The following is a 26,115-nucleotide window of genomic DNA, read 5'->3' on the forward strand; positions in this document are numbered from 1 at the left end:
AAGCGGCCCGGCCCAAAAAATTTATCACATGGCGGAACAACAAGACGACAAATCCAGGCTGCCGTTACCCGGGATCTTAGCGTTGGTGGCGATCGTAAGCAGTTTCCTCATCTATGAGGGAATTTCGCTCAAAACCTCCCGGCCCATCGACAAGGAAACAGCGGGGAAAGCGTTCCCGGGGATGGGTCTGGTGCAGGCTCGCCTGTGGCAGGACCCCTTCGAAGCCGTTGAAACGTACCGGCTCCAGGAGGCGAAACAGCCAGGGTTGACAGGTAAGCCGCACACGCTGGATAACCTGATCAAGGTCATCGGCGAATCCGGCGTTCGGGCCGGTATCCGCATCGTGCCGGTATTCGTGGACGGAAGCCCTTATGTCAATGGCGTTGAGTCCCGGCTCAAGGACCGTTACGCCATGGTATCGGCCTTGGGTGCGGCGGGTTATGTGCCGGAGTCGGGTGAGCATATCCGGGTATTCAGGTGGGATCAGGAAAAAATGCTGGAGACCGATGCGCCTCCCTTGCTGATTCCCGTCGAGCTGTTTTTCCCGAAGGCAAAACTCCGGGACAAGGAATACGGCAAACAGGTTCTGGTCGTATGGCTCAAAGACCAGGATTTCGGGCGGCTGGATAAACTGCTGGCGCATCTCGATGAAACTCTGCGCAAAAGCCTGCCGCAAATAGAACCCGTGTATAGCGTACTGGGACCACGAGGTTCCGCGACCCTGAGCGTCATGCTCAAGGAATTGCGGGATATTCAATCCAATCTTCTCGCGAATCCCCCTTTCGGCACATTGAAACATCTCAAATTCTATTCCCCCTGGGCAACGGCGGAGGACACGTTTCTGCTTGATGACCTGCCCAGCCTGCCTGGTTCGCCCGGCTCCTCCAATTCGTATGGGAGGCAGGAAACGAAAATAACCGTTGAAGAGCTATTCAAGTATCCAAGAATCGAGTTTATCAGGACGATCAAGACCGATGCCATGCTGGCGGAGCAGCTTATACAGGAATTGAAGCGCCGCCGGGTGGATTTGAAACCTTGCCCGGACAAGGATTGTAATCCGAAAGTCGCGTTGATTTCGGAATGGGATACGCTTTATGGCCGCTCGCTTCCACGTACCTTTGCGGCGGTGGCAATGAATAACGGTTCCGGCAAAGCCGGGCCGGCGCTGGAATCCGAAATCAATAAATTGCGCAGAGACGAATGGCCCGGCTGGATAACCCCGCATTCATATCTTGCGGGACTTGACGGCGAATTACCGGCGAAAGAGGATGACCAGAAAAAAGAGGCCGCTCAGTCCAGGGTAAAGGCATGGTACGAAGGCTCGTCTCAGGATATTGAGCAAAATGCGGGACAGCGCCCCGAGGGCCGCGGTCAACTGGACTATCTCCTCAGGCTGGCGGCGGCCTTGAAGCGGGAGGAAGAAAAAAGCGGAGAGGAATTCAAGGCAATCGGCGTGCTGGGCAGCGATGTCTATGACAAGCTCCTGATTCTGCAGGCACTGCGCCAGACATTCCCTCGCGCCGTCTTTTTCACTACCGATCTTAACGCCCGGCTGGCTTACCCTCCTCAGTGGCAGTTCACACGCAATCTCATCGTTGCTTCGCACTTTGGGCTGGAACTCCAGCCAGCGCTGCAAACACCCATCCCTCCATTCCGCGACAATTACCAGACATCGCTGTTTTATGCGGCCCTATGGGCCTTGGAGCACTTTTCGGCAAGAGCGGATTGTCCGGACTGCTTCCAGTTGAGCGTGGGCATGGGCAAAGAACCGCAGCCAGCGATATTTTCCGGGAATGTAACACCACGATTATATGAAATCGGACGGCACGGCGCCTTTGATATCAGCACCGATATCCAAACAAGCATCGGCCCTCAGGCTTCGGATTACGCAAGTGTCCACGCGCAGCGTCCGGATCTGAACGCTTATTCCGGCACATGGCGAAACCTGAAACAGATGGGCGGAATGGCGCTCGCGGCCGTTGTGCTTATCCTCGCCGCCATGCTGATCAGCAGCGCGGTGGCAGATGCCTGCCTCCGGCTTGCCTCGAACAAATCGTTCTGGCTGGGTCTCGCCATGGCGGGCGCGGCGGGTTACGGCGTGGCGGCACTGATGACTTGGATGGTGCCGAATCCGGCGGAGAACGAACCGTTCACACTGACTGAGGGAATCAGCGCATGGCCGGCGGCGTCAATTCGCCTGCTCGCATTGGTAATGAGCGCGATCTTTCTCTGGTATTCCTGGCGAAAGATGAAAGACAATGAGCGCATTCTGGCGCGTGATTTTAATCTCACAGACGAAGACGGCGCGCCCGTGGATAAACTGGATTGTAGCCCTCCCGCCTTATCCGCATGGTCGCTTCGCCGTAGCGTGGGAATACACACCTGGCGGCCGCAAACGGCGGATCAGGTCAATGCCGCGCGCCTTTGGCAGGAATACGCCGGGCTGGGGGAGTTGAGAAACTTTGCCATGCGGGGCGTGCCGCAAGTGGCGCTTGCGCTGCTTTTCGCATTTCTGATGATGGTTCTTTTCGGTTTCCCCAACACGCCCTGCAGGGGCCAGGGCTGCTTTGCAATTAATGATATTATCATAATTCTGAGCGTGGTCATGATGCTGATCCTGATATTCTATGTGATAGATGCCACGCGGCTCTGCCGCAGATGGGTCGAGTGTGTCGCCATAAAAAAAATCCAGTGGTCCGATGGAGCGCATACAAAAATGGCCAAAGAGCGTGGCCGAGGCAGCAGCACGGGCACGAACATGGACAAAGACAATCTGGATGAATGGCTCGGCATCGAATTGGTCGCCGAACGAACAACGGTTATAGGCAATTTTATCTATTTTCCTTTCGTCATCATGTTGCTTCTGGCAATCGCCCGCCACAACTACTTCGACAACTGGGGATTTCCAGCCGCACTCGTCATTATCTTCACCCTCAATGCGACCCTCGTTGTCGTCAATGCGATGGCATTGCGGCGTTCCGCCGAAATGACCAAACGGGAAGCCATCAAACGGCTGGAAAAGAAACTTCTTGAACTGCCGGATCAGACAGCATATGGGGAATCGCAAAAGCACGAGATCGAGTGGACACTTGGAGCAATCAGGAACAATCAAAAAGGCGCCTTCCTGCCATTCACCAAGCACCCGGTGTTCGGTGCCGCGATAGCGCTGCCGTCCGGGGGCTATGGTCTCGTGCTTTTGTTCGAATACTTGGCGACGGCTTTTTAAGCTACCATGAGAAGGAGAAACAAGGCGGTTTTGTCACGGGCTTCGGATTTCGTCAGCGGTGCATACTCACGGGGAGAGGCTTTGCATGGTCTTGCTTAATCGCTTAACCGCTTTCTTTTCCGCCCTTCTTCTGGTTTTGCTCCTGGGATGCGCATCGCCCCCCACACCAGGGGGAACCGGAGAACCCACTGACGACAGCGTCATTACTGCCAGAGTAAAAGAAGCAATTCTCGAGGAACCCTCCTTGAACCCGGAAGAGATTGGCGTCGAGACTATCCAGGGCGCGGTGCGGTTGACAGGCTTCGTCAGTTCCATCATCGTCATGGAAAAGGCGATCGAAGTGGCGCGTGGCGTCAAAGGTGTAAGATCAGTAAAGGATGAGATGAGGCTCAAGTGGCAGCATTGAGCCCAAACCTTTGAGGAATGATTGATATGTATCATATAAAACTCTTGTTGACTCTCGCGTTCATTTTGCTCGCGCCACACACTTTCGCGCAGGAGCCGCCACAGAACCCGTTTCCTCCAGCAAGCTTCGAAGGCATTGTCATACAGGCTGATCCCCTGGAGGTAAAATCGGTAAGCGGGGAAGTACGCCAGTTTCTTTCCCCTGACCGGCAAGGTCCGGCACAAGCCCCGGCGATAAGGCCCAAGTCCGGCGATCTGGTTGCGCTGACTTACGAACCCACTCCCAAAGGCAATATACTCAAGGAAGAAATCAGGATTACCGGTGCCACCATCGTCGGCACCATCAAGGAAATCGCCACCGATATGTCATGGCTCATCGTCAGGACCCGCAACCTGGATAAACCCGAGAGCGAGGTCAATGTTCCGCTCCAGACAAGCACCCAGTTCCAGCCGCTGGTATCGGCCATGCGTCCCGGCGACGGCATCCAGGCAACCTACATCCGTAGCGGGGGCATCAATGCCACGGATGGCATCAACTCCGTAAAATCCCTGGAGTGGCAAAGCAAATCGGTAGGCCGCGCCGCGCGCTGGTGGTCGCTCATCGGTGCAATGATAGCACTCTACATTCTGGCTTACGTTTTCACCAAGGGCCACCCGACAGAGCTCTTCCTGGGTACGGACAATCGCTATAGCAGCTCAAAATTCCAGACTGTCCTCTGGTTCTCGCTCGTTATCAGTGCTTACATCGCCATTGTATCTCACCGCATCTTTGCAGCTGGCTGGAGTTATGTGGGCGGGGTGGATATCCCACCGAACCTGCTCATCCTTTCCGGAATCAGTGTGCTCAGTTTTACGGCTGCCAAAGCAATCACCGTAGGCAAGGTCGAAAAAGCCACCGCGGAGGGAAGGACAGACATGAAAGCCAACGCTGATACCCCCAGGGTTCTTGACCTTGTCAACGACGATTCCAACCACACCGACCTCGGCGACTTTCAGATGGTGGCGATTACCCTCCTGGCGGCGATTATTTATGCCATATCCGCAGTTGAGTTTATGGACCACATCGAATTTCGCCGCGTAGTCACAATGCCCGATGTCGATGCAACGCTGCTTTCCATCTTCGGTCTCGGCCAGGCGGCGTATTTAGGCAAGAAGGCGGCTGGAGATTAGTTACCGTAACCGGCGCCTACGCCATCCTGCTACCGCCCGATTGTTGGGTTATCTCAGGTTTTGGCGCATTGTGTGCCATAAGGAGTGCGAATGGCGCCAGCCCATGATTCGGCCGGTGCGGCTGCTCTGATCTCCGCGGCTCGCTTCGCGGCAGTTTCAGCATTCTTCGGACGTCCCGCTCCGGAAAGAGCCGACGCATAATCTTCAAGCACGGCCACATAGAAGTCGGGGGCTTTTTTGGAAACGATTTCGGGATCCAGCTCGGCTAAGACGCTTTCAAAGTAGGTAACGGCTTCAGCATATTTTTTTTGAGCAAGATTGAGGCGCGCCAATTCCGTCAAGGACAAATAAAATACTCCTCCGCTTTTCTTGTCCATGTCGTGAGCAATCGTAAGCTCGTGCTCTGCTTCCTTAAAAAAACATGTTACGCCGAGAGAGCGGCCATACTCATAGTGAAGAACAGCCCGGAAGCGGGGACTGGTCTGAGCCAGATTGGTATGAGTGAATGAATGAGCGTAAATTTTGCGTGCCGCATCCCAATCCCCTCGGTCCCGGGCAGCGGCGGCGGCCTGCATGTTGTCGCCCGCTGATTTCTCGTTGACGGAGGCACAACCCGCCAAGCTGAGTAAGAGAATGATGCCTGGAACTAATCGCTTCATATATTTTCCCCTGATCTAACGACGCCGGATAAGAATAATCTGATTATTGCCGCTACGGGGTCTCCTCTGCCCCTTCGCTGATTATATTAACATTAAATGCTGATCGGATTTGATCGCCACTTGCGTCACCGGTAAAAGGGTCGAGCCGATCATGCATGGAGCGATAGGATACCGCCAGGATAATCCCGGAATTCCGATTACTCGGTGCTCCTGCGAACTACCCGGCACTGAGGGCGATCCAGTCAGGCTACGCGGCTTCGACCCGGGTCCAAAATGAGCAGTCAACGCCGCCGCGATCTCACTGAACACAGGCGGTGCGATGGCAAGGAACGATGCATAATCCACCATCCGGCATATTCCTTCACGATACCCGGCAATATGTCATGGCAATTTCCGCAGCTCGCACTTCCCCGTATCCAATGTCAATCCCTTATCTCCATAACCCCAGACAGCGTTGAAGTCCCCGGCCTTTTTGCCGGTGATATCGCGGTCATCATGAGATTGGATCGTCAACGAAACAATTACCGGTTCACTGCCAGGATGCGCGGTGGGTTTCAATTTGCCGGTCGCCATGATAGTCCCGGCAACGGCATTTTTTAATACCGCCACTGTTGCCGCATAGCAATTCGTCCATAGACACGCCGAAAGTTCGCTGGTTTTCGTGTTATAGGCGAATGACTCGGCATGCTGGAAACCGTCGGTTATCTTTTTGCACTGGCCGCGTGCGCACTCATGCTGGGTATCGGGGATGCAGTAATATTCCCTGTATTCCTCGGAAGAGCCCCTCGCCGGACTCAACAACAATGGGAATAGCGGCACGAACGCACATGGAATAGTGACCCTCCAGTTGAGATGGCCACCAGAAATCATGGTTCCGCGATGATGAAGCCCCATTCCCCCAACTGGGAGATAAAGGAAGGCAGATCCTTGGCGGTCGCCCCCTGCACGTGCATGAGTATATTGTAGGAAACCTTGCGCCACTGTTGCGTGAACTGTGCCTCGATATTTCTTATCTTTTCGGGCCCCAGCCCTTTCGGCGCTTTCCAATCCTCGGTATCGATATCCCAGGTCACAATAGTGAGCGACAAGTCGTCGGCCACTTCGACCAGTTCCGGATCGAGATTCCCACGAAATCCCCCTGCCCCATACGGTGGGCGGATTTTCGTTGGTGTCACCCCCGTGACATCGGCAATGATATTCTGGGTATCTTCCAGCTCCGACCGCACGTTTCGCTCTGTCGCTCTCGCCAGATCCGAATGACTCCAGGAATGATTCTGGATATCATGTCCCTCGCGAACAATCATCCTTGCCGCCTCGGGATACCGTATTACCTCGCTCCCCAGAACATAAAACTCCGCCTTGATTTCATTTGTCTTCAACGTATGCAGAATGCTCTCCAGCGCAGCCACGGGCGCCGGTCCGTCATCAAATGACAGAATTACCGATTTTCCGTCACCAACCATTTCCCCCCCTGGATAAAATAAGCGATCGGACCTTCATTCAGGCCCTCACCTATCCTGCCACAATTTCCCCGCTTGATTATTACCGCTTTTTCAATATAGAACATTTTTGAGAAAAGATGCCGAAAGCACGGATGAATTGCATCAAATTAATATAACTGGAGAATATTCCAGGAATGAGCGCTGCGCCATGCCACAGGCGGCCACGGCATGCCGACAATTATTCCTTCCGCAAGGAGTTTGCCCTGACAATCATCCTCAAGGACTGATCTTTCGTAAAAAAAGCCACCGCCCAATTGGCCATTGTCATGAGTCTGTTGCGATAAGTAATCAAGGAAAAAAGATGTACCAGCAGCCACATTACCCACGCCACGAATCCGTTGAAGTGTATTTCAAGTTTGGGGAGGTCAGCCACCGCTTTGCTTCTTCCGATTATCGCCAGGGAGCCTTTGTCACGGTAGGTAAATGGCTTTAATGTCCAGATGCTTCACCAGGTTCAGCCCGGCAAAGCCGCCTCCTATGATGACAATTTCTTTTTTCATTTCTTCTACGAGAGAAATAATTTATGAGCACTCGGGTTCAGAAATCGAGACATATCTTGCCGAAGTGCCGGTTGCTTTCCTGATAGCGGAACGCGTCGACGATCTCCTCCAACGCAAAATGACGATCAATTACCGGCTTCAATCCGGTGGCATCAATTACGCGAATCATGTCCATTTGCTGGCGGCGGCTGCCAACGACCAGCGCCTGCAGGCGCAATTGCCGTGTCAATGCCAAAAGCAGCGACAGCGTCCCTGTCACCCCCGAGAGAATGCCGATCATCGCGATGTGTCCACCAACACGCGCCGCCACCATGGACTGTGCCAGCGTTGACGGTCCGCCTATTTCAATGACATGATCGACACCGCGCCCTCCTGTCAATCGACGCACCGAATCGCCCCAGTTTTCATCCTCACGGTAGTTGATGAGGTGATCCGCGCCCAGCGCTTTAAGCCGGGCGAGTTTCTCATCGCTCGACGATGTGGCGATTACCGTCGCACCCGCTATCTTGGCGAATTGCAAAGCGAATATTGAAACGCCGCCGGTGCCCTGAACCAGAACGGTCTCGCCGGGTTTCAATGCACCGTCGACCATCAATGCCCGCCAGGCTGTCAATCCCGCGCAGGTAAGCGTCGCTGCTTCCGTATGACTATAACCCTTGGGGGCATGAGTGAATGCGGTCGCCAGCATTGTTACCTGCTGGCGCGCGAAACCATCAATGCCGTCGCCCGGCACGGTCTCCATGCTCTCAACCTCAGGTTCGCCATCCAGCCAGGTGGGAGAGAAAGTACTGACGACGTGATCGCCTATTGCGAAGTCAGTCACTCCCTCACCCACCGCGATGACCTCCCCCGCTCCATCCGACATGGGGATACGAGGCACTGATGGCGCCCACATGCCGCTGACCACCGCGTAATCATGGTAGTTAAGCGAACTCGCCCGGATACGGACCATGATCTCGCCGGCTTTCGGCATGGATGAATCGCAGGTGCCCAGCGTTACATTATCAAATCCGCCGCCCGGCTGCACATAGATTGCCTTGATAGTCATGATTGTCCTCTCTCTCAAAAACCTGAACACGTTGAACCGGGGAGCCAGTGTATACGCACAGCATGGTCGTAAACAAATATTACCACTCCATCGACACCGTCTCAGCCTCAAAGCGCGGCGGATATGATCGTGAAGACTGTGTTTTGCCCTCCAGGACTTCCCAGCAGCCTCAATCCCTCACGGTTTGCATTCACGATCCACGAGGAAACCTGGCCGAACGCGGGAGACACGAAACCCAGACCGGCGCTCAGGGCTGCGGCCGGAATAAATTTGCCGATTTTAAAAAAAATAAATCGTTTTCATGTTGAAATCGCTCCATGGTAGGGGATACATTTAAAGTCTGCAGGGCAGGAAAGTATAGTCGGGCAAAAGATATTGCTATCGCCCATTTGGCCCCTTAATACCTCATTAGCGGGCTGTACTCTCCAGCTAACAAGCAGGGTCCGGAACATTACCCCGGGCTTGCATTTTCCCGAATAAACCCGGGATCCAGTAGTTGGGTGTAGAGCATGCAGCATGGCCGATGCGCGACGCGGCGTGGCATGACTTCATTCAGTAAGGATCACTTTATACGTCCGGCTCAATATTGATTAATCTTTTCTGATAAATAAGGAAACAAATTCATGGAGTCAAAACCCATTACCAATACAGACAACATAATAAATTCCCGGGATTTGTTGACGCGCATCAATTGGCTCAAGCAGGCATTGAACTACCGGTTTTCTGAAGAGTACTCAAGAGAATTGAAAGCACTGAATGCATTCGAAAGGAATATCGAACCTGTCGCTTCATCCTCGACTTACGAGCCTGGTGCGGATCTGATTCGCGACAACTATATTGAAGAATACAAAGAGGCGATGGAGAAACCCGATATGGCGGAGGATTCCAAGGCAGCCTTCAGTCCTGTCGATTTCAATGGCGTGATTTACTGGCTGCGCCATTGAAGCAAAGCTCTCTCCACCGAAGCCGGGCCACTGTTTCAGTAGGTGATTACGGTCTTTCCGATATGATCCCCCTCTTGTTGATAGTGATACGCATAATTGGCGTGATCGAAAATGAATGTGCGAGCGATGATCGGCCGCAAGCCGGGAGCAGCGATGGCCCGATTCATCGCATGGAACATTTCGATGGAGCCGACATTGATGCCGAGCATGCGGACCGAACGCTGCATCAGCGGCAGCGGATCGATCTGTCCAAAACCGGAAATTACCCCGATAAACGCAATAAAACCTCCAAACCGCACGGACCTCAGCGAGCGCTCCAGCGTATTCGCGCCACCGACTTCCATCACGATATCGGCACCCCGGCCACCGGTCAGCTTCATGACTTCCTCGTCCCAATGCGGCGTGGTACTGTAGTTGATGAGATGATCTGCGCCCATCGCCTTGGCCCGCTCCAACTTCTCATCACTGCTTGAAGTCTGGATAACCGTTGCACCATGCAACTTGGCAAACTGCAAGGCGAATAAACAGACTCCGCCGGTACCCAGCAAGAGAACCGTCTGACCGGCATGGATTTGCCCGGCTGCCACCAACGCATGCCATGCAGTCACACCGGCATTCGGTAGCGTTGCCGCTTCCTCGTAGCTCAAATGTGCCGGAAAAGGAATAGCCGCATGCTCGGGAAGCACCACATACTCGGCCAGCATGCCGTCGATTGGCCCGCCCAGGGAGCGCCGGAAAATCTCTTGCGTGAGCGGCCCGGCTATCCAGTCGGGAAAAACTGCGCCCGCAACGCGATCTCCTATCTTGATGCCTGTTACGTTCTGCCCGATCGCGACCACATCGCCAGCGCCATCCGATAGTGGAATGACATGGGATTTCACCCCGGCAGGGTACCGCCCGTGCGCGACAATGAAATCACGAAAATTCAATGAATTGGCCCGCACGTGGATAAGCGCCTCGCCAAGGCCGGGCTGGGGCCGGTCGAGATCCTGGCGCAACATCAGCCCTCCAATACCACACGCCTCCCTGAGTTGAAAAGCCTTCATTGAATTAACTCCTTCTTAATCAATGTGTTATTTCTGTATACCCTCTGTGCTTATGTATCAGATAGATTTGTGCCGAGCGGCTAGGCACCGGGCGTCGTTGATCAAGCCGCCGCCCAAAGCCGTAGATGCGAAACTCAGGCCGACGCTCAAGAACGAGAAATGCTGCCTAGAAAATTTGACCATATTGTCAGGGTAGATAACAGATCTGAATTGTCAAGGTGGAAAAAAACCTCGACATTACAGATTTCACCCAAGATATAGTTGGACCAATGGGAAACCTCTGTTATATACCCAAGATATACCCAAAGCCGGGATTGTCACTCGTCTGTTAGGGGTTGAGGTTAAATACGCCCCTTGAATTTCCTGTAATACGTGCTATTCATTACTTAGGCCAGGGGGAGAAGAAGTGGGGTGCGTCACTTGGCGGCTGGCGCCGAAAAGGCAACCACGGTAGCATCCAAAACAGGCACGCTTAAACTTGATCCTTCCATATTTTCAAACTGAGCGGGCAATCACGCGACAGCACGCCCATGCGCTTTTAATGTGCTTCAACGTATAGACCAAAAAATTTACTTTCCTTTATCTTTCACTCTTATCTTCGGGAGAACGGGATGAATAATGACGAAATCGTAAGCATACTGAATGGCCTGATCGAGATTTCACGCGATGGCGCCGAGGGTTTCAGGACTTGCTCGGAAGATGTGGACGATGTGGCCTTGAAGCTATATTTTAAGAATCGGGCCGAAAGTTGCGAAAAAGCCATTCGCGAATTGAACACCGAGGTCAGGCGACATGGCGGCGATCCTGATTCGGGTGGCACTTTAACAGGCACATTGCATCGCGCCTGGGTTAATCTTCAAGCGGCGATCATCAGCCGGGACAATCTTTCCGTACTTGAAGAATGCGAACGCGGCGAAGCCGCTGCCGTGCTGGCCTATGAAAATGCACTGAGGGAAGAATTGCCGGGCGAACTGCGCGCGCTCCTTGACAAGCAATTGGACGGCGCAAAAAGAAATCACGACCGCGTGCGCCAGATGCGCGACACAGCCAGGCATTCCAGCACGACTTGACGTCATCGGATGCCTGACATGGGGTAATCTCCCTAATGCGCGCACGGGTGGAGCGAAGCGCAACCCATCAAAACCCGCACACGCTACCCATGGCCGGCTACAGGTATGATATAGCCCAAATCCTATCGCGATTTTTCAGCGCCGTTATTTCGAAATCCGATACAACGTCAATGTGGCGCCTTCCTTCATCGCCAGTGTTGCGGTATTCCCGTCGGCTCCCAGCTTGAACGAACTTACCTCCTTCCCCGAAAAACCCGCGCAGCCATTGGTATCGTAGGTAAATGCTTTGATGACTAAAGTACCGCCAGCATCGTAAGTGTAGGACGCGAATTCGACGCCCGGATCGCCGCAACTTTCATGGCCGGGACTCGCGACATCCCCGATGGGATCGATCATCATGTATTTCCCGCCGGGAAAGAATACATAAGTGGAAGTCTTGATGGCGGCCGGCTCAGCCGCCCAGGCTCCGATAATTCCCTTGGGATCATTCTCCACCTTGAAATAGCGGATCTCCTTGACTTCCGTTTTGATAGGCTCCTTCGAGGAACTGATCTCCAGCGTGCCGGCGATATGAAAGAGTTCACCGAAGAGACTCTTTTGTTCCCGCTTCCTTTGCACAGTGAAAATGTCCGAGGTAATCAAATCGGAGCCATCGCTACGGATTCGCCAGTTTGGCCGCGGGTGCGACAGCCCGGCATGAAGATTGGTATCGATTACCGGCTGGGCCACGAACTTGAATCCGCGCGTATCGACCTCGGAAACCTTCGCCGCGCCGTATTCCACCCCGGCTTTGCTGACCACATTGCCGCCGCATACGCGATTGGTATCGCAGGAATCCTCCGGCGTCGCCTCTCCTACCAGGTACTCGCCCGTGCCATCCGCCGAGAAACGGATAACGGAAGTCGCCGCTCCGTCTTGTTTAACCCAGATGTTGGTGCTGAGCAGGTTGATGCCTTGCGAAAGAAAATGGGCATTGGCCTCTGCTGCGGTTTTGACGGGGCCGGCGATGCCGCCCGCCTCCCTTGCCTTCTGCAACTCGGGGGACGCGGCAAACGCGGCGGGGTCACTGTCCAGATTGAGAGAAGCGCTGACAGCGGATGCGGCATTGGAAGGAATGGAAATGCCATTTCCGGGATTGCCATCCACATCCAGCGACTGAAACAGGATAAGCAGGTTTTTCAACCGCTTGTCGTTATCTCCAGCCAATTCGATCGGCGTGATAATCACCGCACCATTTACTTTCCCCAGGCTCAGGCCACCCAGCTTGAACTCAACCATATCTCCATGATTAAACTTGAAAGTCCCCTTCTCATCCGTGGTGCCTGAACCAGAAGGCGCCACATAGGCGACCCCGCCCACCGCGGCATCCAGCAATCTTCCCGTAGCCGGACCTGTCTGTGGTTTGCCGGCACTGGCGCCCTTGTTGGCGCCATTATCCGATTCAGGTCCGCTTCCATTACCACAGGCAACAAGACCCAAGGCGAATGCCAAAGGCATCAAGCGTGCCCAGGAGATTTTTCTTTTTCGCTGATTGAATTTCATCCAGGTAGTCCGATTTAATTAAGAATTATTAAAAGTTATTATTTTAAACTATAACGCCGCGGTCTTGAAAAGCATCATGCGTGCCACTTCCACGGAATTGAGGCATGGCGGCCAATCGACCCATTACTCCTCCCGCTCGGCCTTTTCCTTCAGTTGAACCCAGTGGCTGCCCCCATCCTTGCGGGTCACCAGTTCAGGGTACGTCCGAATCATTTCCAGCAATCCGGAATAACCAAATTGTTGAGGCGAGAATCCCGGATTGGTTCTGCGCATATACTGCCCTAATGCACCCAGCCCAACCCAATCTTCCGAGGCATCCGCAGCCAGCAATGAAACAGCGTCGACAAGCGCCTTGGGGCGTTGTTTTTTTACCTTTGAAGGCTGGGCCTTGACACTTTCGGATTCCGGCGGCTGATACTCAAAAAACTGATCGCTGGCATTTCGCAATGCATCGGGCGTCTTTTTCTCCCCCACGATATACACCATGGAACCCCGTTCCCTCAGCTTGCGGCACAAGTAAGAGAAATCGGAATCGCTGGTAACCAGGCAGTAGGTCTCGGCTCTGTCATCGAACAAGTCCTCCAGGGCATCCAGTGCCAGCGCGATATCCGCCGTATTCTTTCCCGATGCATATTGGTATTGGAGGCAAGGCGTGAACGCCAGTCGAACCAGGGCCTCTTGCCATTTATTGGCGAGCGTTGCGTGATTTCCATAACCACGGCGTACCACCACGCGGCCAAACTGCGCTACCACACGCAGCGCATACTCAAGAATTTCGGGTGAAGTATTATCGCAGTCGACCAGCACCGCGACACGATCTTCCTGGTTATCAAGCACTGATGCACTCCCTTCCGGCAAATTGGATGATGGGTGGAGGATAAGCTACAGCCACTCCGCACCCGCCGCCTATAAAACCATACCACCCCATTATTGGCGAACGACACTATACCAAATGTAGCAACTGATGCAGACCCTTTAGTGAGCTGTCAGTGGGTGGTCACGGAGGATACGTATCTGAACAAAGGTTGCCATTAACGAAGGGAAGATACTGGCATGAGAGCGGTATTTCGTCAAAGCCTGCCTTACATTCCCGAGTTGCGCGGTGTCAGCAGAAAAATACTTTCCTGCAACCGGCTCAGGCCGCGCTTGCGAAAGCGCGGCTCCTGGGCGAGGATATCCAGTTGCTTGAGAAGGCGTATCTCGCCGTACCCCTGGTAAAGTGTCTCGACTTCACCCGGAGAAACGGCAAACGGCGGCCCTTCCATTTCCGGCTGGGCGTAGTCGAACGTAACGAGCAGGATTTGCGTTGCGGGCGGCAGAATGCTCAGCAGGTGACGTACATAGCCTTCGCGCATTTCCGGCGGCAGCGCCACCAGTGATGCGCGGTCATATACCGCACTTGCTTTCGCCAGATCATCCTTCCCCAAATCGAAAAAATCACCGCAAAGGATACGAATACCATCCGCATCGTAGCAATTGAATTTTTTGCCGGTAACGTGATGCGGGGTATAGCCGTTTTCCTTGAAGAACGCTTGCACCGCCATGGTGCTCCATTCCACACCCAGTACCGAATGCCCCTGCTCGCGCAGCCATAGCATGTCACGGCTTTTGCCACACAGCGGCACGAACACCTCACTGCCGGAGGCAAGTTGCAATTTTCCCCAGTATTGACGCAAATAGGGACTAATTTCATCCTGATGAAAACCGGTTTCTTCCCGTTCCCAGCGCGCCAGCCAATAATCTTTTTTCATTTTTGTGATCTAATATTAATGCCCGAGTTTGATCAATACTGAAATAGACACTGCCATCGGGCCACGTAACGCCCTCTCATGCCCAACGGCCCTCGTTAAACCATAATGTGCGGCGCCGTTCGCAAGAATATGCAAGAAGGGTATCATTTGCAAGACTGCCCCATTTATTTAATAGCACACATCATGGATCAGGAAAAAATAGAAGTCATTGACTTACGTTCCATTCATCGAGATATTGCCTGCTCCTACTTGAATGAGTTCATTCAAATTCATGAATCTGTTTTTCCAGATTCCATTGAGCTTAAGGATTCAGAACAATGGCGGCAATCATTTTCGGAATTTTCACCCTCGGTTGCCCAGGTGAAGATCGCAATTGCCCTCAATCGAGAACCCAATCAGGAACCACGTGTAATAGGTGGACTTGTATTTAAGCACTACGGAAAAAGTGGCTGTGGATTATGGACTTCTTTTGCCGTGAAACCATCTCATCAAGAAAAAGATATAGCCACACGCTTAATCAGATATGTAACCGATTCGCTGGAAATACTCCTCTTTGCTGAAACCAGGGATCCAGAAAAATATTCCGTTGCGGATGAAAGGAAAAAAACCGTAGGACAAATCGGTTTTTTTGCAAAATTGGGTGCCAGGAAAATTGACATTCCTTGGCTCTCGAAGTTGAGGCATACCCAGGAAGGATATGACCATTTGCTGTGTTTTCCGGTAAATCAAGACCTGGAATCCATTGATAGGGATCGTATTGCACCATTTTTACTTGAATTCCATGAAATCTCCGGCGATGAAGAGCCTAACTTGCATGCCAATATCATCCTAATGACGCAGGATTTACCGAAGCAAATCAAGCTGGAAAAACTGCCGGCGAGAGAAGAACCGGTGCTGCCTTTAAAAGCCGCGTCGGTTTGTCTCCATTTTGTCCAGCGAAAAGCGGAATTGAGAGAATCCGAGCCTGATAGAGTTTTCGGGTCGATGGAGTTGGATCTATTGAATTATCAGTTTCAGGTGAACCCGCCCTTGACCAGCAGGCACAAACTCGGAGAGGGAAATATGGCGGAAATAATATTTCCATCATCATTCCAATATCACTCTGAAGGGCGATTTGAATCCCTTATTTGCGATCAAATGCAGAAAAAGGTCAATTGCATGCTTAATATGACTGAATTTAAGCATAGCAAGATAAGAATATGGCATTTGACACTATCAGCTCATGAGGATAATCCGCTCAACGAATTTGAAATCATTAAACTTATCAGTCTCTATGATGGGCGATCCGAAGATACCGGCCCGTACGCGCCCCCCTCCAAAGAAAATACGGCTTCTGAAAAAAAGATCCTTGCTAACGAAATAAAATTTAAATACGGCGACGAACCGTTTTCGATAATTGGATTGATTAGCAAGTTGGTTGCAAATTATAGAGACCCCCCATCACAACATAAATCCTCAGAGCTCGAACTTAAAAGTGGAACGATTCAGCTTCTGCTAAAAGATGAAGAGACAAAAACATTGTTATGGAACGCTATCAGGGCGAGGTCAAAGGCTGAACAAAGTACTGAAAATGTACAAAGTGCTGTGAATGGGAATAATCCTCATGAGGCAACTCGCGCTGTGATGGCCGAAAATGGCCTTCCAGCAAAAGCCCTTCAGGCATTATCGGGAATAACCATCGGAATTTTTGATTTTGGTCAAACAGATTTTGAAGAGATTGTGGACACATTTGAACCATCATTCGAAGATGGCAGCGTATTTATAAAATTCAATCGATGCACGCTTTTATCCATAGCACAAGATGATCGTGCCTTTGAAGCCTGTAAAAAAACGATCGGTATCAGTCCCTATCTGATTATTCCTCACGCTGTTCTTATCCATAATGAAGAATTGGTACAGATGGCGGAGAAAGAAATACAATCAATTGAAGAGAAAAAGTCTTTTTTTTCTATCCTTAAGCTGGGCAGCCTGGAGGCTGCATATAACACCGCCAGTGAATATTTGTACAGCCAGCATTTACCGATGATTTTTAATTATCCAACCGAGACTATTTTATTCAAACAGGGCAAAAGGAAACGCGGCTCCACTCAAAAATACAAAATAGTTCAATCCCAATTATTAGAGTTTCAGAAGAGAATTGAGGAACTGTGGCAGTTGCGTCGCGGGATTGTGGGCGCGGTTATTGCAACTCTACTGGCGTTTATTTCAGTAATGCAGGCTCGTACCGTATTTGATATGCAAGTTCGCGATGTTATGACTATCGTCTATGATATCGTGGATTTCGATGGTACGAAACTTCTCGATCATATAAGAGATGCCGACGTGCTTGGTGCATTTTTTATATTCCTTGTGCCCATCGTAGTAGCGTGGTTATCCCTCATGGGGCTGAAAAAAATAAAAAAATAAATATCCCAAATATCCCAATTCTATGCTCATTATTTAAAATTAAGATTTACCGAAGTGAATTAATAATTGCCTGAGCGGCAATGCGGCCAGTTTCAGCGGCGCCATTCATATATCCTTGAAATTTATTACTGCAATGCTCGCCCGCAAATAGCAGATTGCCAATTTGGCGCCCAATTTCACCGTTAAATTGCGTCCATTGGCCCAGCCTAAAGCAGGAGTATGCACCCAGTGAAAAAGGCTCTGAAGGCCAATGAATGCGAAAGCTGGCATTTGTACGATTTAAATTAAACCCGGGATATACCTGGTCAAGTGCTGCAGATAATTCTTGCGAGCGCCTTTCAGTAGTGCCATCACCTATCTCTATTCCGGCTTTACCCCCCAAATAGAATGTGTACACGCCACTCGGCCCTGCCTGAAGCCGGCTGGCGTCCCAACCCGTTTGAAACGCCTTGTCGGAATAGCATTCGCCGCTATACCCCTGCTCCCGCCAAATTCTCTTATCGACGCCTACCACAAGTTTTGTATTCGTTCCATAACCGAGAGTACGGACCGCACTTCGCTTTATGGGCGGTAGCATGTCCCCCATCTCCACCTCACGCAACAACGTAAAGGGTAACGTCAGGATTACCCAATCGGAATCAACAGAAATCGTTTTTCCCGGGGTTGCTAAAGCCAGACGAAATCCCTTGCCATTAGGTCGTATTGAAACTAACCGATGCCCAAACTGAACGTCTTGCCCGATGCGTTGCGCAAGCTCATCTATGATGCGATTATTGCCGCCTTGAATTTTGAAGCGCTGGTCGCTTTCACCAAAAATCTTGAATCCATCTTTCACCGTTGCATCAATCATGGATAAAAGGTTGATACAGGAAAGCTCGCTCGCATCCAGGCCATACTCGGTTACATAAGCGACATTGATTAAATCGAGAATCCAGCCGGTAGCGCCTATCTCGTGAAGATATTCTGATAAGGAGATTGCATCAAACTCCGCGTCGATGTTGCTGTGCGCTCTTGCGGTAATATTCGAGGACAGGCGCGCCGCATCACTGGCGATTTTTATTGCAAGCGGTCTGAATTCGGCAATTACCTGCTCTTCGCTATAGCAGCGTTTATTGAAAAAGAACATTGTTTTCAGGTTGTGTTCATTTTCGATTCCGGTATCGAGCAAAGGGAGCCCGAACGTTTTAGCAAGGGCAAGCATGTCAAGATGCGTTGAGTCAATGAACTCACCCCCTAGCTCAGTTATCAGGCCTGGAGCGATATCGCCGTGGGAGGTGCGTATTCGCCCCCCAATCCGTTGCGACGCTTCATATACAGTGGCCTGATATCCAGCTTGGCGCAATACATACGCTGCGTTAAGCCCGGCAATACCCGCCCCTACGATGGCGATGCGCGGATTTTCTTTTTTTACGTCGGCCAGGATCGGTGTGGCATAGGTGGCGGTCAGTGCGGCAACTGAGCGGAGGAAATTTCTCCGTGATCCGGAGTAATCAGCATTGACCTGCAACTTATAGCCCGGATCAGAACGATTCAGGGCTTTTGAAACCAACCGGAATAATTGGCTTCGCCCGGGCCTGGAGGCGGAGTTTGGATAATTTTGTGTTATCACTTTGATTTTTAGCTGGAATGTTTCATAAATTCGCGTGATGATTGCAGGATATTGTTTTGTAGGGAGGTTTGTGAAAGAGTGATGTAGTTACTCATACACCCGACTGCACCAAATTTCTATACGAGACCAGCGAGGGCGCGCAAATTTATGAAATATTCGGGCTAGATCACTTGTTGAAGTAACGATCTTTTTACCCAATGAGTGGGCAAGTTGGCATCCCGCATAATAGTGACAGGAGCGTCATCCAGGTTTCTGGCGCACGAATGGAATACTTGGCGGCTATTCAGTACGCTCCGTCAGGCTATACTATCGACAATCGCTGGACAAGCCAATCCTTGCCGGCATAATGCAGGCAAACAGAAGCGGTCAATCATTCGGAGGAAACAGCATGGACGAGAAAACAAAACCGCACCTGGTCGGTGTCAATCACATCGCGCTTGAGGTCGGGAATATCGAAGAAGCACTCGCCTTTTATGCTCGCATCTTCACGTTCAGATTGCGGGGCCGCGGCCAAGGTGCCGCCTTCATCGACATGGGCGATCAGTTCATCGCGCTGAGCGAAGGGCGATCGCAAGGCGCGGACGACGACAGGCATTTCGGCCTCGTCGTCGATGACCGTTCCCAGGTGCGAGCACTCGCTGAAGCAGCGGGAGCGAAGATTCTGGAAGGCAATACCCTGGACTTTCTCGACCCGTGGGGCAACCGCGTGCAAGTGGTCGAATACCGCGATCTGCAATTCACGAAGACGCCCGCCGTGCTGAAGTTCATGGGACTGGATCTGGACAAGAGCGCAGAAGCCAAAGCGGAGTTGCTCAAAAAAGGAATCGAGCCGTAAAAGGCAAGGCACAGGTTCAGCGGGCGCACGATGTACCACAGGTTTTTCAGGGTGATCATGAGCGAGAGAAGCAACCGTGGAGCAGTTTTTTTGTTGCACGCCAGTCGCGGGGGATGTCAAAAATCGGATCCTTATGCGATACTACGCGCGCGCCAGGTTCAGTTTCAAAAAAATTGGCGATACAATACCCATGCGGTTAAGGGGCTTGACGTTGTTTGGCTTGGTTTGGTTTCTGCCTCACATTCACCTGCGGCCTGCTCGTAAGGAAAATCCATGAAAACACTTCCCATCGCCTTCCTCCTATCCATCGTGATGAGCGCGGCGACACCTGCTCATGCGCAAGAGTCGAAGTGGCGGACGATAAGCGAGGAGGCGATATCACTTTACGAGAAGGGCCAGTACGACCGCGCGGTGGCGGCTGTCAAGAAGTCGCTCGCCGTGGCGGAAAAAGCGGTTGGGCCTCACCACCCCAATACAGCGACCAGCCTGAACAACCTCGCGGAGCTCTACCGCGACCATGGCCAATATGCGCTGGCGGAGCCACTCTACAAGCGAGCCGTGGCAATCCGGGAAAAATACTTTGGCCCCAACCATTCCCTGGTGGCGACAAGCCTGAACGGCCATGCGGAGCTCTACCGTGCCCAGAATCGATACGCTGAGGCCGAGCTGCTCTACAAGCGCGCGCTGGCAATCCGGGAGAAAACCCTCCGCCCCAACCATCCCGATGTGGCCCAAACGCTGAATAATCTTGCGGAACTCTATTGCACCCAGGGTCAGTATGCATCGGCCCAACCCCTTTATGAACGTTCACTGATGATCCGGGAGAAAGTGCTCGGTGGCGATCATCCCAGCATGGCAACAGGACTGAACAATCTGGCGCTGATCTATCATACTCAAGGCCAGTATGCGCAAGCCGAGCCGTTTTACAAACGTGCCCTGGGAATTTACGAGAAAACCCTCGGCCTCGATCATCCCAATGTGGGAACGAGCCTGAGCAATCTTGCGGCGATCTATCATAACCAGGGTCAATACGCACAAGCCGAGCCGCTCTACCAGCGCGCACTGACGATACGGGAGAAAACACTCGGCCTCGATCATCCCGATGTGGCGAGGGACTTGAGCAGCCTTGCGGAGCTCTATCGTATCCAGGGTTTGTATGCGCAAGCCGAGCCATTCTATGGGCGTTCGCTGGCGATCTTCGAGAAAACACCGGGTGTCTACCGTCTTGACATGGCAACAAGCCTGAACAACCTCGCGTTGATCTATCACACCCAGGGCCGGTATGCGCAGGCCGAGCCGTTCTACCAGCGTGCGCTGGGAATTTTCGAGAGCACCCTGGGCCCCGACCACCCCAACGTGGAGAAAAGCCTGGATAACCTTGCAAAACTCTACCGCGCAACAGACCAGACCGGTGCAGCTGAGAAACTGGGTGTGCGGCTGGCGAGCTTTCGGGCCGCTCCGCGATAACTCCAGGCGGTAATAACTTCGGTCGCTGGCGTTCCTGAGAGTTTCCTGAGAGATAATCGCAATCACCGTTGCCCCATTTTACACTCGTGGCATCCGTCCCATTGATTCAGGGTGGTCCAATACAAAACTGATTCATCTTGTTTTCATCAGCCGCGCAGCCGCTCTGGCATCGCTACTGTTGATGATCACCAGCTGCGTACATACCGTGCCCTTCAAGGACGCGGCAGGCCGCACTATTCCGGGCAGCATCGCAAGCATGGAAACCGTGCCCATCGGCGGCATATCCCAAAGCATCTGGTTACGCGGAGTATCCCAGTTCAATCCGGCGCTGATCATTCTGCACGGGGGCCCCGGCACCAGCGAATCAGCGCTCTTTCGCCACTACAATTCCGCCCTCGAACGACATTTCCTGGTTGTGTACTGGGAGCAGCGTGGAACCGGGCGTTCGTTCCATTCCGATATTCCCCCGGCATCCATGACCATCGCGCAATTCGTGCACGATCTCGACGAAGTCGTGGAATGGGTGAGGCGGCGTTTTGACAAGGATAAGGTTGTGCTGCTGGGTCACTCCTGGGGCACGGTACCGGGTACGATCTACGCTTCCCTCTACCCGGAGAAAGTCTCGGCTTATGTAGGCGTTGCACAGATTGTGGATGTGCCGCAAACTCGCCGCCTGTCCTATGAATTTGCTTCTTCGGAGGCAAGGAAGCGCGGCAACTCCAGCGCGCTCTCTGAATTGGAAGCCATCGGGCCGCCCCCTTACGATTCGGTGGATGAGAAATTGACAACCGGCAAATGGGTCGAGCGCTTTGGAGGCGTTTTTCACGCCAATCTTTCGACAGGGAAACTTATCTGGGTGGCTCTCAACACCGATGAGGCCAACCTGATCGACCTCGTCAAATTCGGGCAGGGCAACCGCTTTTCCCTGGTAGAGCTTGAGGATGAAATCTCACGGCTTAATCTGAGCGAGCACTACCAGTCCTTCGACGTGCCCGTATTTTTTCTACTCGGGCGCTATGACCGGCATGTTCCGGCCATCCTGGCCGAACAATATTTCGGGATGATCAGGGCACCGTACAAGCGCCTCGTCTGGTTCGAGCAATCGGCGCACAACCCGCCCTTTGAAGAACCGGTGAAGTTCGACCAGGTATTGATTGAAGAAGTGCTGCCACTATCAGAGCCGAAGAAACATTAGAGAAAATTCAAAAAATGCTGCCCCACTTTTCCGTTAAGGAAAGTTACGTAATGCCCCCATTTCGACGGCATTCCGGCAAAAAGGGGGACTCACTCCTGAAACCATTCCGGGATCGACCTGATTTTTCGCTTATCACCCTTCCTATAAGCCCCGCATCCAGCACAAAAACATCAGCCATTATCCATTTCCGGTAGGGGGCGGCTGAGAGCCGCCTGTCAAATACATGTATTCAAAGGGTAAAAGCCCTGCAACAAACCTTCAGTACAATTCAGGACTCTGGGCTCATACAATATTGAATTTTATGTTTATCCTCACTGTGCAAACCATGAATAACAGGCGATTCCCACAAAGCATAAAGAAGGAAATGACGGAATACGTGCTCTATATCAGAAGCAAGACAGGCGCTATCGAGCGTAAAAGCAGCTACCCCATCTTCTGGTGTTATGAATGGCTTCTCCCTTACGCGCATGAAGAACCACTCATCGGATGGCCTGAATCCAAGGTGTTCTGGGCAAGGGAAATCGGACCCAGTGTGGGTATAGCGCCAGTTGCCTCCACTCCCCCGGATTAATTTTTCGGACATTCAAGTTCACGTCAACTACGGACATACATCGCCCCCAAGTACAAATTCCATCTGTCTGTACTATCATGAATGTATCTGGGCACTTGAGGAGATAGTATGGCTTCGGCAAAAACCACATCATGGATGCTGACGATACTGTTCTGCATCGCGCCACCCGGAGCTTGGGGACATGATGAACATGACCCGGTGGGGAATGCTCTGCCCGAAAAACTGGGCGAGGTGAACTTCCCGGTCAGTTGCAGCACCGAGGCGCAGAAGGAATTCAACCGGGGTATGGCACTATTTCATTCCTTCTGGTTCTATCCGGCAATCGACTCGTTTGGCAGAGTACTCCGCCAAGATCCCGAATGTGGCATGGCTTACTGGGGCATTGCGATCATGTCCATAGGCAATCCGTTCACGTGGCCGCCCGGCCCGAAGGCATGGAAGGAAGGTGCATCCGCCGTGGCAGATGCCCAGCGCGTGGGTGCCAAGAGCGAGCGTGAACGCGATTATATCGCCGCGTTAGCCGCGTTCTTCAAGGATTGGGAAACAACCGATTACCGCCCACGCCTACTGGCTTTCCAGGAAGCAATGAAAGGCGTGGCGGCACGCTATCCGCGCGACATCGAAGCACAGATCCTCTACGCCCTCGTGCTCAACGCCACGGCGCTGCCCGCTGATAAAACTTTCGCTAACCAGCTTGCAGCGGCGAATATCCTGGAACCGTTATTCAAGAAACATCCGGATCATCCGGGGGTCGCCCACTATCTGATCCACACGTATGATTATGCCGAACTGGCGGAAAAGGGTCTTCCTGCAGCCAGGGCCTATGCCCGGGTCGCGCCCTCGGTGCCGCACGCACTGCACATGCCGTCGCACATCTTCAGCCGGGTTGGCCTCTGGCATGAGATGGCGGAGAGCAATCGCGCCTCTTATCTTGCAGCCAAGAGCGAACTCAAGGAAGCGACCCTTGGCATTGGTGCGTATGATGCCCTGCACGCCATGGACTACATGGTTTTCGCCCACCTCCAGCAAGCGCAGGACAAGGCAGCCAGGCGCCTGGTGGACGAAGCCACGTCGATCCGCAAGGTCAACGTGGAAAATCTTCCGGCCGCGTACGCCTTTGCCGCCATTCCAGCTCGCTTTGCGCTGGAACGTGGCGACTGGAAAGGCGCTGCCGCACTCGAACTGTCCCCCGCCGACTTGGCCTGGAGCAAATTCCCGCAGGCCGAAGCGATCCTTGTCTTTGCCCGCGGCCTGGGCGCCGCGCGCAGCGGAGATATCGCGGCCGCACACAAGGATGTGGCACGACTCCAGGCACTCAAGGAAACGATGACGGCGGCCAAATTGGACTATTGGGCGGGTCAGACAGACTTTCAAATCAAGGCGGTCGATGCCTGGCTTGCTCTCGCGGAGAATCGCAACGACGAGGCAGTGCGGTTGATGCGCGCTGCCGCGGAAGCTGAAGAGGCAAGCGACAAGCACCCGGTGACTCCGGGGAACGTGGCCTCTTCTCGCGAGCTGCTGGGAGAGATGCTGCTGGGGCTCGACCGTCCGGCACAGGCATTTGCCGAGTTCGAGCACTCATTGAAACGCGATCCCAATCGCTTCCGCAGCATTTACGGTGCTGCTCGCGCTGCGGAAGCGTCAGGCGACCGAAAGGAAGCCCGCGACTATTACGCCAGGCTTCAGACCCTGGCGGCCAATTATGATACCGCACGCAGTGAACTGATTCAGGCCAAGGCCTTTCTTGGAAAGCACTGACCGCCGGCACTTGCGTAGGCTCAGAGAGGCGTAGGCTCAGAGAGCCGCCTAATGGATTATCTGCATTTGGATTCCCATGCCAGATTGATTGGCGGGTATGTTTCAAGAAAGGAAAAATCATGTCCCACTATGACCCCGACAAACTCGAACACCCTCCTCTTCGCCCGGAAAATGACCCGTTTACCAGCGAAAGCATGACGCAAAATGCTTTCCAAAGTCAGTGCCAGTGCGAGCATGACCGCGAAGTGCCTGAAGTGGATCTGCTGTCTCCATTGACCATTCGCGGCATTACCTTCCCCAACCGCATCGCGATGTCGCCGATGTGCATGTACTCGGCGGAGGACGGTTTTGCCAATGACTTCCATCTGGTCCACCTCGGTAGCCGGGCGATGGGCGGCGTGGGGCTGGTGATCGTCGAGGCGACGGCAGTCACCGCCGAGGGGCGCATCTCCCCTGCCGACATGGGAATATGGAAAGACGAGCATATCGAACCGCTGGCCCGGATCGCGCGGTTCGTGGAGACGCAAGGCGCCATTCCCGGCATCCAGCTCGCCCACGCCGGGCGCAAGGCCAGTTGCGATAAGCCATGGACCGGCGGGCGCAGCCTTAAAACAGCTACTGAGGGGGGCTGGCCGGTTATCGGACCCAGCCCCCTGCCCTTCGATGCGGGAGACCCGGTTCCGGCGGCGATGTCGGAAGCGGATATCGGGCATTGCATCGACGCCTGGGAAACCGCCACGAAACGCGCGCTGGCGGCAGGCTTCAAACTCATCGAGCTTCACGCCGCGCACGGCTACTTGATGCACGAGTTTTTATCGCCCCTCAGCAATCACCGCACCGATGAATACGGCGGCAGTCTCGAAAACCGCATGCGGCTCTTGCTGCGCCTCGCCGGACGATTGCGCGGGATCATTCCCCACGAGTTGCCCTTCTTCGTGCGAATATCAGCAACCGATTGGACTCACGGCGGCTGGGACATCGAGCAATCGATTGTGCTTTGCAGGGAACTGAAGGCGCTGGGCGTGGATCTGATCGACGTCTCCTCCGGCGGCGCGACACCCGATGCGAAGATTCCCGTATCAAGAGGTTACCAGATTCCTTTTGCCCGGCGCATTCGCGAGGAAGCGAAAATCCGCACCGGCGGCCTGGGTATGATTACCGATCCACAATATGCGGATGAAATCATCACCAGCGGCCAGGCAGACCTCGTTTTCATCGGACGGGAGCTGTTGCGCGAGCCGTACTGGGCCATCAAGGCGCAACATTCCATGGGGGAGGAACCGGCGTGGCCGACGCAGTATGGCTATGCGGTGAAACGGCGAGCGAAATAAAGGCCGCAATACAAGAAGTATCTGATGGAGGAAAGGCTTGAATAATTCATGTCAATCGAATAATCAGCAAAAATTCTTCA

At 53.1% G+C, this 26,115-nt stretch carries 22 protein-coding genes; 12 read left to right on the forward strand and 10 right to left on the reverse strand.

What is annotated here, in order from left to right; translation table 11 throughout:
* The first annotated feature begins 28 nt into the window (after positions 1-28).
* The 3 genes from EBAPG3_RS10610 to EBAPG3_RS10620 all read left to right on the forward strand — a co-directional run bounded on the left by EBAPG3_RS10610 (position 29) and on the right by EBAPG3_RS10620 (position 4,801).
* Entirely contained in the window at positions 29-3,226 is a 3,198-nt protein-coding gene (locus EBAPG3_RS10610) for a hypothetical protein (protein WP_051049131.1), read from the forward strand.
* 85 nt (positions 3,227-3,311) lie between these two features.
* On the forward strand, positions 3,312-3,632 hold the full coding sequence (locus tag EBAPG3_RS10615; RefSeq protein ID WP_004181359.1) for a BON domain-containing protein: 321 nt from the start codon (positions 3,312-3,314) through the stop codon (positions 3,630-3,632).
* A gap of 26 nt (positions 3,633-3,658) precedes the next feature.
* Positions 3,659-4,801: a hypothetical protein gene (locus EBAPG3_RS10620; RefSeq protein WP_004181357.1), complete on the forward strand. Its 1,143-nt coding sequence runs from the start codon at positions 3,659-3,661 to the stop codon at positions 4,799-4,801.
* A 53-nt stretch (positions 4,802-4,854) separates the two neighbouring features.
* On the opposite strand, the gene EBAPG3_RS10625 is transcribed toward EBAPG3_RS10620, so the two are convergent.
* The 5 genes from EBAPG3_RS10625 to EBAPG3_RS10650 all read right to left on the reverse strand — a co-directional run bounded on the left by EBAPG3_RS10625 (position 4,855) and on the right by EBAPG3_RS10650 (position 8,510).
* On the reverse strand, positions 4,855-5,460 hold the full coding sequence (locus tag EBAPG3_RS10625) for a hypothetical protein (RefSeq protein ID WP_004181355.1): 606 nt from the start codon (positions 5,458-5,460) through the stop codon (positions 4,855-4,857).
* 381 nt (positions 5,461-5,841) lie between these two features.
* Complete coding sequence (locus EBAPG3_RS10635; RefSeq protein WP_161493792.1) at positions 5,842-6,279, reverse strand: hypothetical protein; 438 nt, start codon at positions 6,277-6,279, stop codon at positions 5,842-5,844.
* Between the two features lie 47 nt (positions 6,280-6,326).
* Positions 6,327-6,923: a polysaccharide deacetylase family protein gene (locus EBAPG3_RS10640; RefSeq protein WP_004181352.1), complete on the reverse strand. Its 597-nt coding sequence runs from the start codon at positions 6,921-6,923 to the stop codon at positions 6,327-6,329.
* Positions 6,924-7,140: 217 nt separating this feature from the next.
* Positions 7,141-7,335: a hypothetical protein gene (locus EBAPG3_RS15650; protein ID WP_040853309.1), complete on the reverse strand. Its 195-nt coding sequence runs from the start codon at positions 7,333-7,335 to the stop codon at positions 7,141-7,143.
* Between the two features lie 164 nt (positions 7,336-7,499).
* Entirely contained in the window at positions 7,500-8,510 is a 1,011-nt protein-coding gene (locus tag EBAPG3_RS10650; protein WP_004181348.1) for a zinc-dependent alcohol dehydrogenase family protein, read from the reverse strand.
* A gap of 623 nt (positions 8,511-9,133) precedes the next feature.
* Here EBAPG3_RS10650 and EBAPG3_RS10655 point away from each other — a divergent pair.
* Positions 9,134-9,454 (forward strand): hypothetical protein, encoded by a 321-nt coding sequence (locus EBAPG3_RS10655; RefSeq protein WP_004181347.1) that lies wholly within the window; start codon positions 9,134-9,136, stop codon positions 9,452-9,454.
* 35 nt (positions 9,455-9,489) lie between these two features.
* Here EBAPG3_RS10655 and EBAPG3_RS10660 read toward each other — a convergent pair whose 3' ends face one another.
* Entirely contained in the window at positions 9,490-10,500 is a 1,011-nt protein-coding gene (locus tag EBAPG3_RS10660; RefSeq protein WP_004181344.1) for a zinc-dependent alcohol dehydrogenase family protein, read from the reverse strand.
* A gap of 611 nt (positions 10,501-11,111) precedes the next feature.
* Between EBAPG3_RS10660 and EBAPG3_RS10665 the strand changes: the two genes are divergently transcribed.
* A complete protein-coding gene (locus tag EBAPG3_RS10665; RefSeq protein ID WP_004181342.1) occupies positions 11,112-11,570 on the forward strand; it encodes a ferritin-like domain-containing protein in 459 nt (152 codons plus the stop codon).
* Positions 11,571-11,714: 144 nt separating this feature from the next.
* Here the strand turns inward: EBAPG3_RS10665 and EBAPG3_RS10670 are convergent, their stop codons facing one another.
* The 3 genes from EBAPG3_RS10670 to EBAPG3_RS10680 all read right to left on the reverse strand — a co-directional run bounded on the left by EBAPG3_RS10670 (position 11,715) and on the right by EBAPG3_RS10680 (position 14,863).
* Positions 11,715-13,112 carry a hypothetical protein gene (locus EBAPG3_RS10670; RefSeq protein WP_004181340.1) on the reverse strand — a complete coding sequence of 466 codons (1,398 nt, stop codon included), beginning with the start codon at positions 13,110-13,112 and terminating at the stop codon, positions 11,715-11,717.
* Between the two features lie 123 nt (positions 13,113-13,235).
* The gene (locus EBAPG3_RS10675; RefSeq protein ID WP_004181339.1) at positions 13,236-13,949 is read right to left on the reverse strand and encodes an NYN domain-containing protein; all 714 of its coding nucleotides are present in this window, start codon (positions 13,947-13,949) and stop codon (positions 13,236-13,238) included.
* Positions 13,950-14,194: 245 nt separating this feature from the next.
* On the reverse strand, positions 14,195-14,863 hold the full coding sequence (locus tag EBAPG3_RS10680; RefSeq protein WP_004181338.1) for a thiopurine S-methyltransferase: 669 nt from the start codon (positions 14,861-14,863) through the stop codon (positions 14,195-14,197).
* A 183-nt stretch (positions 14,864-15,046) separates the two neighbouring features.
* Here EBAPG3_RS10680 and EBAPG3_RS10685 point away from each other — a divergent pair, with 183 nt between their 5' ends.
* Positions 15,047-17,269, forward strand: coding sequence for a GNAT family N-acetyltransferase (locus tag EBAPG3_RS10685; protein WP_085922022.1), 2,223 nt, complete (start codon positions 15,047-15,049; stop codon positions 17,267-17,269).
* 46 nt (positions 17,270-17,315) lie between these two features.
* Here the strand turns inward: EBAPG3_RS10685 and EBAPG3_RS10690 are convergent, their stop codons facing one another.
* Positions 17,316-18,878: a flavin monoamine oxidase family protein gene (locus tag EBAPG3_RS10690; protein WP_004181336.1), complete on the reverse strand. Its 1,563-nt coding sequence runs from the start codon at positions 18,876-18,878 to the stop codon at positions 17,316-17,318.
* 388 nt (positions 18,879-19,266) lie between these two features.
* Between EBAPG3_RS10690 and EBAPG3_RS10695 the strand changes: the two genes are divergently transcribed.
* The 6 genes from EBAPG3_RS10695 (at position 19,267) to EBAPG3_RS10720 (ending at position 26,035) form a co-directional block, all read left to right on the forward strand.
* A complete protein-coding gene (locus EBAPG3_RS10695; protein ID WP_004181335.1) occupies positions 19,267-19,713 on the forward strand; it encodes a VOC family protein in 447 nt (148 codons plus the stop codon).
* Between the two features lie 273 nt (positions 19,714-19,986).
* Positions 19,987-21,180 carry a tetratricopeptide repeat-containing protein gene (locus tag EBAPG3_RS10700; RefSeq protein WP_004181329.1) on the forward strand — a complete coding sequence of 398 codons (1,194 nt, stop codon included), beginning with the start codon at positions 19,987-19,989 and terminating at the stop codon, positions 21,178-21,180.
* A 181-nt stretch (positions 21,181-21,361) separates the two neighbouring features.
* Positions 21,362-22,375 (forward strand): alpha/beta fold hydrolase, encoded by a 1,014-nt coding sequence (locus tag EBAPG3_RS10705; RefSeq protein WP_004181327.1) that lies wholly within the window; start codon positions 21,362-21,364, stop codon positions 22,373-22,375.
* 325 nt (positions 22,376-22,700) lie between these two features.
* Entirely contained in the window at positions 22,701-22,946 is a 246-nt protein-coding gene (locus EBAPG3_RS10710; protein ID WP_161493794.1) for a hypothetical protein, read from the forward strand.
* A gap of 108 nt (positions 22,947-23,054) precedes the next feature.
* A complete protein-coding gene (locus EBAPG3_RS10715; protein ID WP_004181323.1) occupies positions 23,055-24,704 on the forward strand; it encodes a tetratricopeptide repeat protein in 1,650 nt (549 codons plus the stop codon).
* Positions 24,705-24,823: 119 nt separating this feature from the next.
* Positions 24,824-26,035: an NADH:flavin oxidoreductase/NADH oxidase gene (locus tag EBAPG3_RS10720; RefSeq protein WP_004181322.1), complete on the forward strand. Its 1,212-nt coding sequence runs from the start codon at positions 24,824-24,826 to the stop codon at positions 26,033-26,035.
* Positions 26,036-26,115 lie beyond the last annotated feature (80 nt).

The organism is Nitrosospira lacus, from assembly GCF_000355765.4.
GTDB lineage: Bacteria > Pseudomonadota > Gammaproteobacteria > Burkholderiales > Nitrosomonadaceae > Nitrosospira > Nitrosospira lacus.

Excerpts from the sequence above, each read along its gene's own strand:
- EBAPG3_RS10610 (WP_051049131.1), top strand. The coding sequence starts at position 29 with ATGGCGGAACAACAAGACGACAAATCCAGGCTGCCGTTACCCGGGATC.
- EBAPG3_RS10615 (WP_004181359.1), top strand. The coding sequence starts at position 3,312 with ATGGTCTTGCTTAATCGCTTAACCGCTTTCTTTTCCGCCCTTCTTCTG.
- EBAPG3_RS10620 (WP_004181357.1), top strand. The coding sequence starts at position 3,659 with ATGTATCATATAAAACTCTTGTTGACTCTCGCGTTCATTTTGCTCGCG.
- EBAPG3_RS10625 (WP_004181355.1), bottom strand. The coding sequence starts at position 5,460 with ATGAAGCGATTAGTTCCAGGCATCATTCTCTTACTCAGCTTGGCGGGT.
- EBAPG3_RS10640 (WP_004181352.1), bottom strand. The coding sequence starts at position 6,923 with ATGGTTGGTGACGGAAAATCGGTAATTCTGTCATTTGATGACGGACCG.
- EBAPG3_RS10650 (WP_004181348.1), bottom strand. The coding sequence starts at position 8,510 with ATGACTATCAAGGCAATCTATGTGCAGCCGGGCGGCGGATTTGATAAT.
- EBAPG3_RS10655 (WP_004181347.1), top strand. The coding sequence starts at position 9,134 with ATGGAGTCAAAACCCATTACCAATACAGACAACATAATAAATTCCCGG.
- EBAPG3_RS10660 (WP_004181344.1), bottom strand. The coding sequence starts at position 10,500 with ATGAAGGCTTTTCAACTCAGGGAGGCGTGTGGTATTGGAGGGCTGATG.
- EBAPG3_RS10665 (WP_004181342.1), top strand. The coding sequence starts at position 11,112 with ATGAATAATGACGAAATCGTAAGCATACTGAATGGCCTGATCGAGATT.
- EBAPG3_RS10670 (WP_004181340.1), bottom strand. The coding sequence starts at position 13,112 with ATGAAATTCAATCAGCGAAAAAGAAAAATCTCCTGGGCACGCTTGATG.
- EBAPG3_RS10680 (WP_004181338.1), bottom strand. The coding sequence starts at position 14,863 with ATGAAAAAAGATTATTGGCTGGCGCGCTGGGAACGGGAAGAAACCGGT.
- EBAPG3_RS10685 (WP_085922022.1), top strand. The coding sequence starts at position 15,047 with ATGGATCAGGAAAAAATAGAAGTCATTGACTTACGTTCCATTCATCGA.
- EBAPG3_RS10695 (WP_004181335.1), top strand. The coding sequence starts at position 19,267 with ATGGACGAGAAAACAAAACCGCACCTGGTCGGTGTCAATCACATCGCG.
- EBAPG3_RS10700 (WP_004181329.1), top strand. The coding sequence starts at position 19,987 with ATGAAAACACTTCCCATCGCCTTCCTCCTATCCATCGTGATGAGCGCG.
- EBAPG3_RS10705 (WP_004181327.1), top strand. The coding sequence starts at position 21,362 with ATGATCACCAGCTGCGTACATACCGTGCCCTTCAAGGACGCGGCAGGC.
- EBAPG3_RS10710 (WP_161493794.1), top strand. The coding sequence starts at position 22,701 with ATGAATAACAGGCGATTCCCACAAAGCATAAAGAAGGAAATGACGGAA.
- EBAPG3_RS10715 (WP_004181323.1), top strand. The coding sequence starts at position 23,055 with ATGGCTTCGGCAAAAACCACATCATGGATGCTGACGATACTGTTCTGC.
- EBAPG3_RS10720 (WP_004181322.1), top strand. The coding sequence starts at position 24,824 with ATGTCCCACTATGACCCCGACAAACTCGAACACCCTCCTCTTCGCCCG.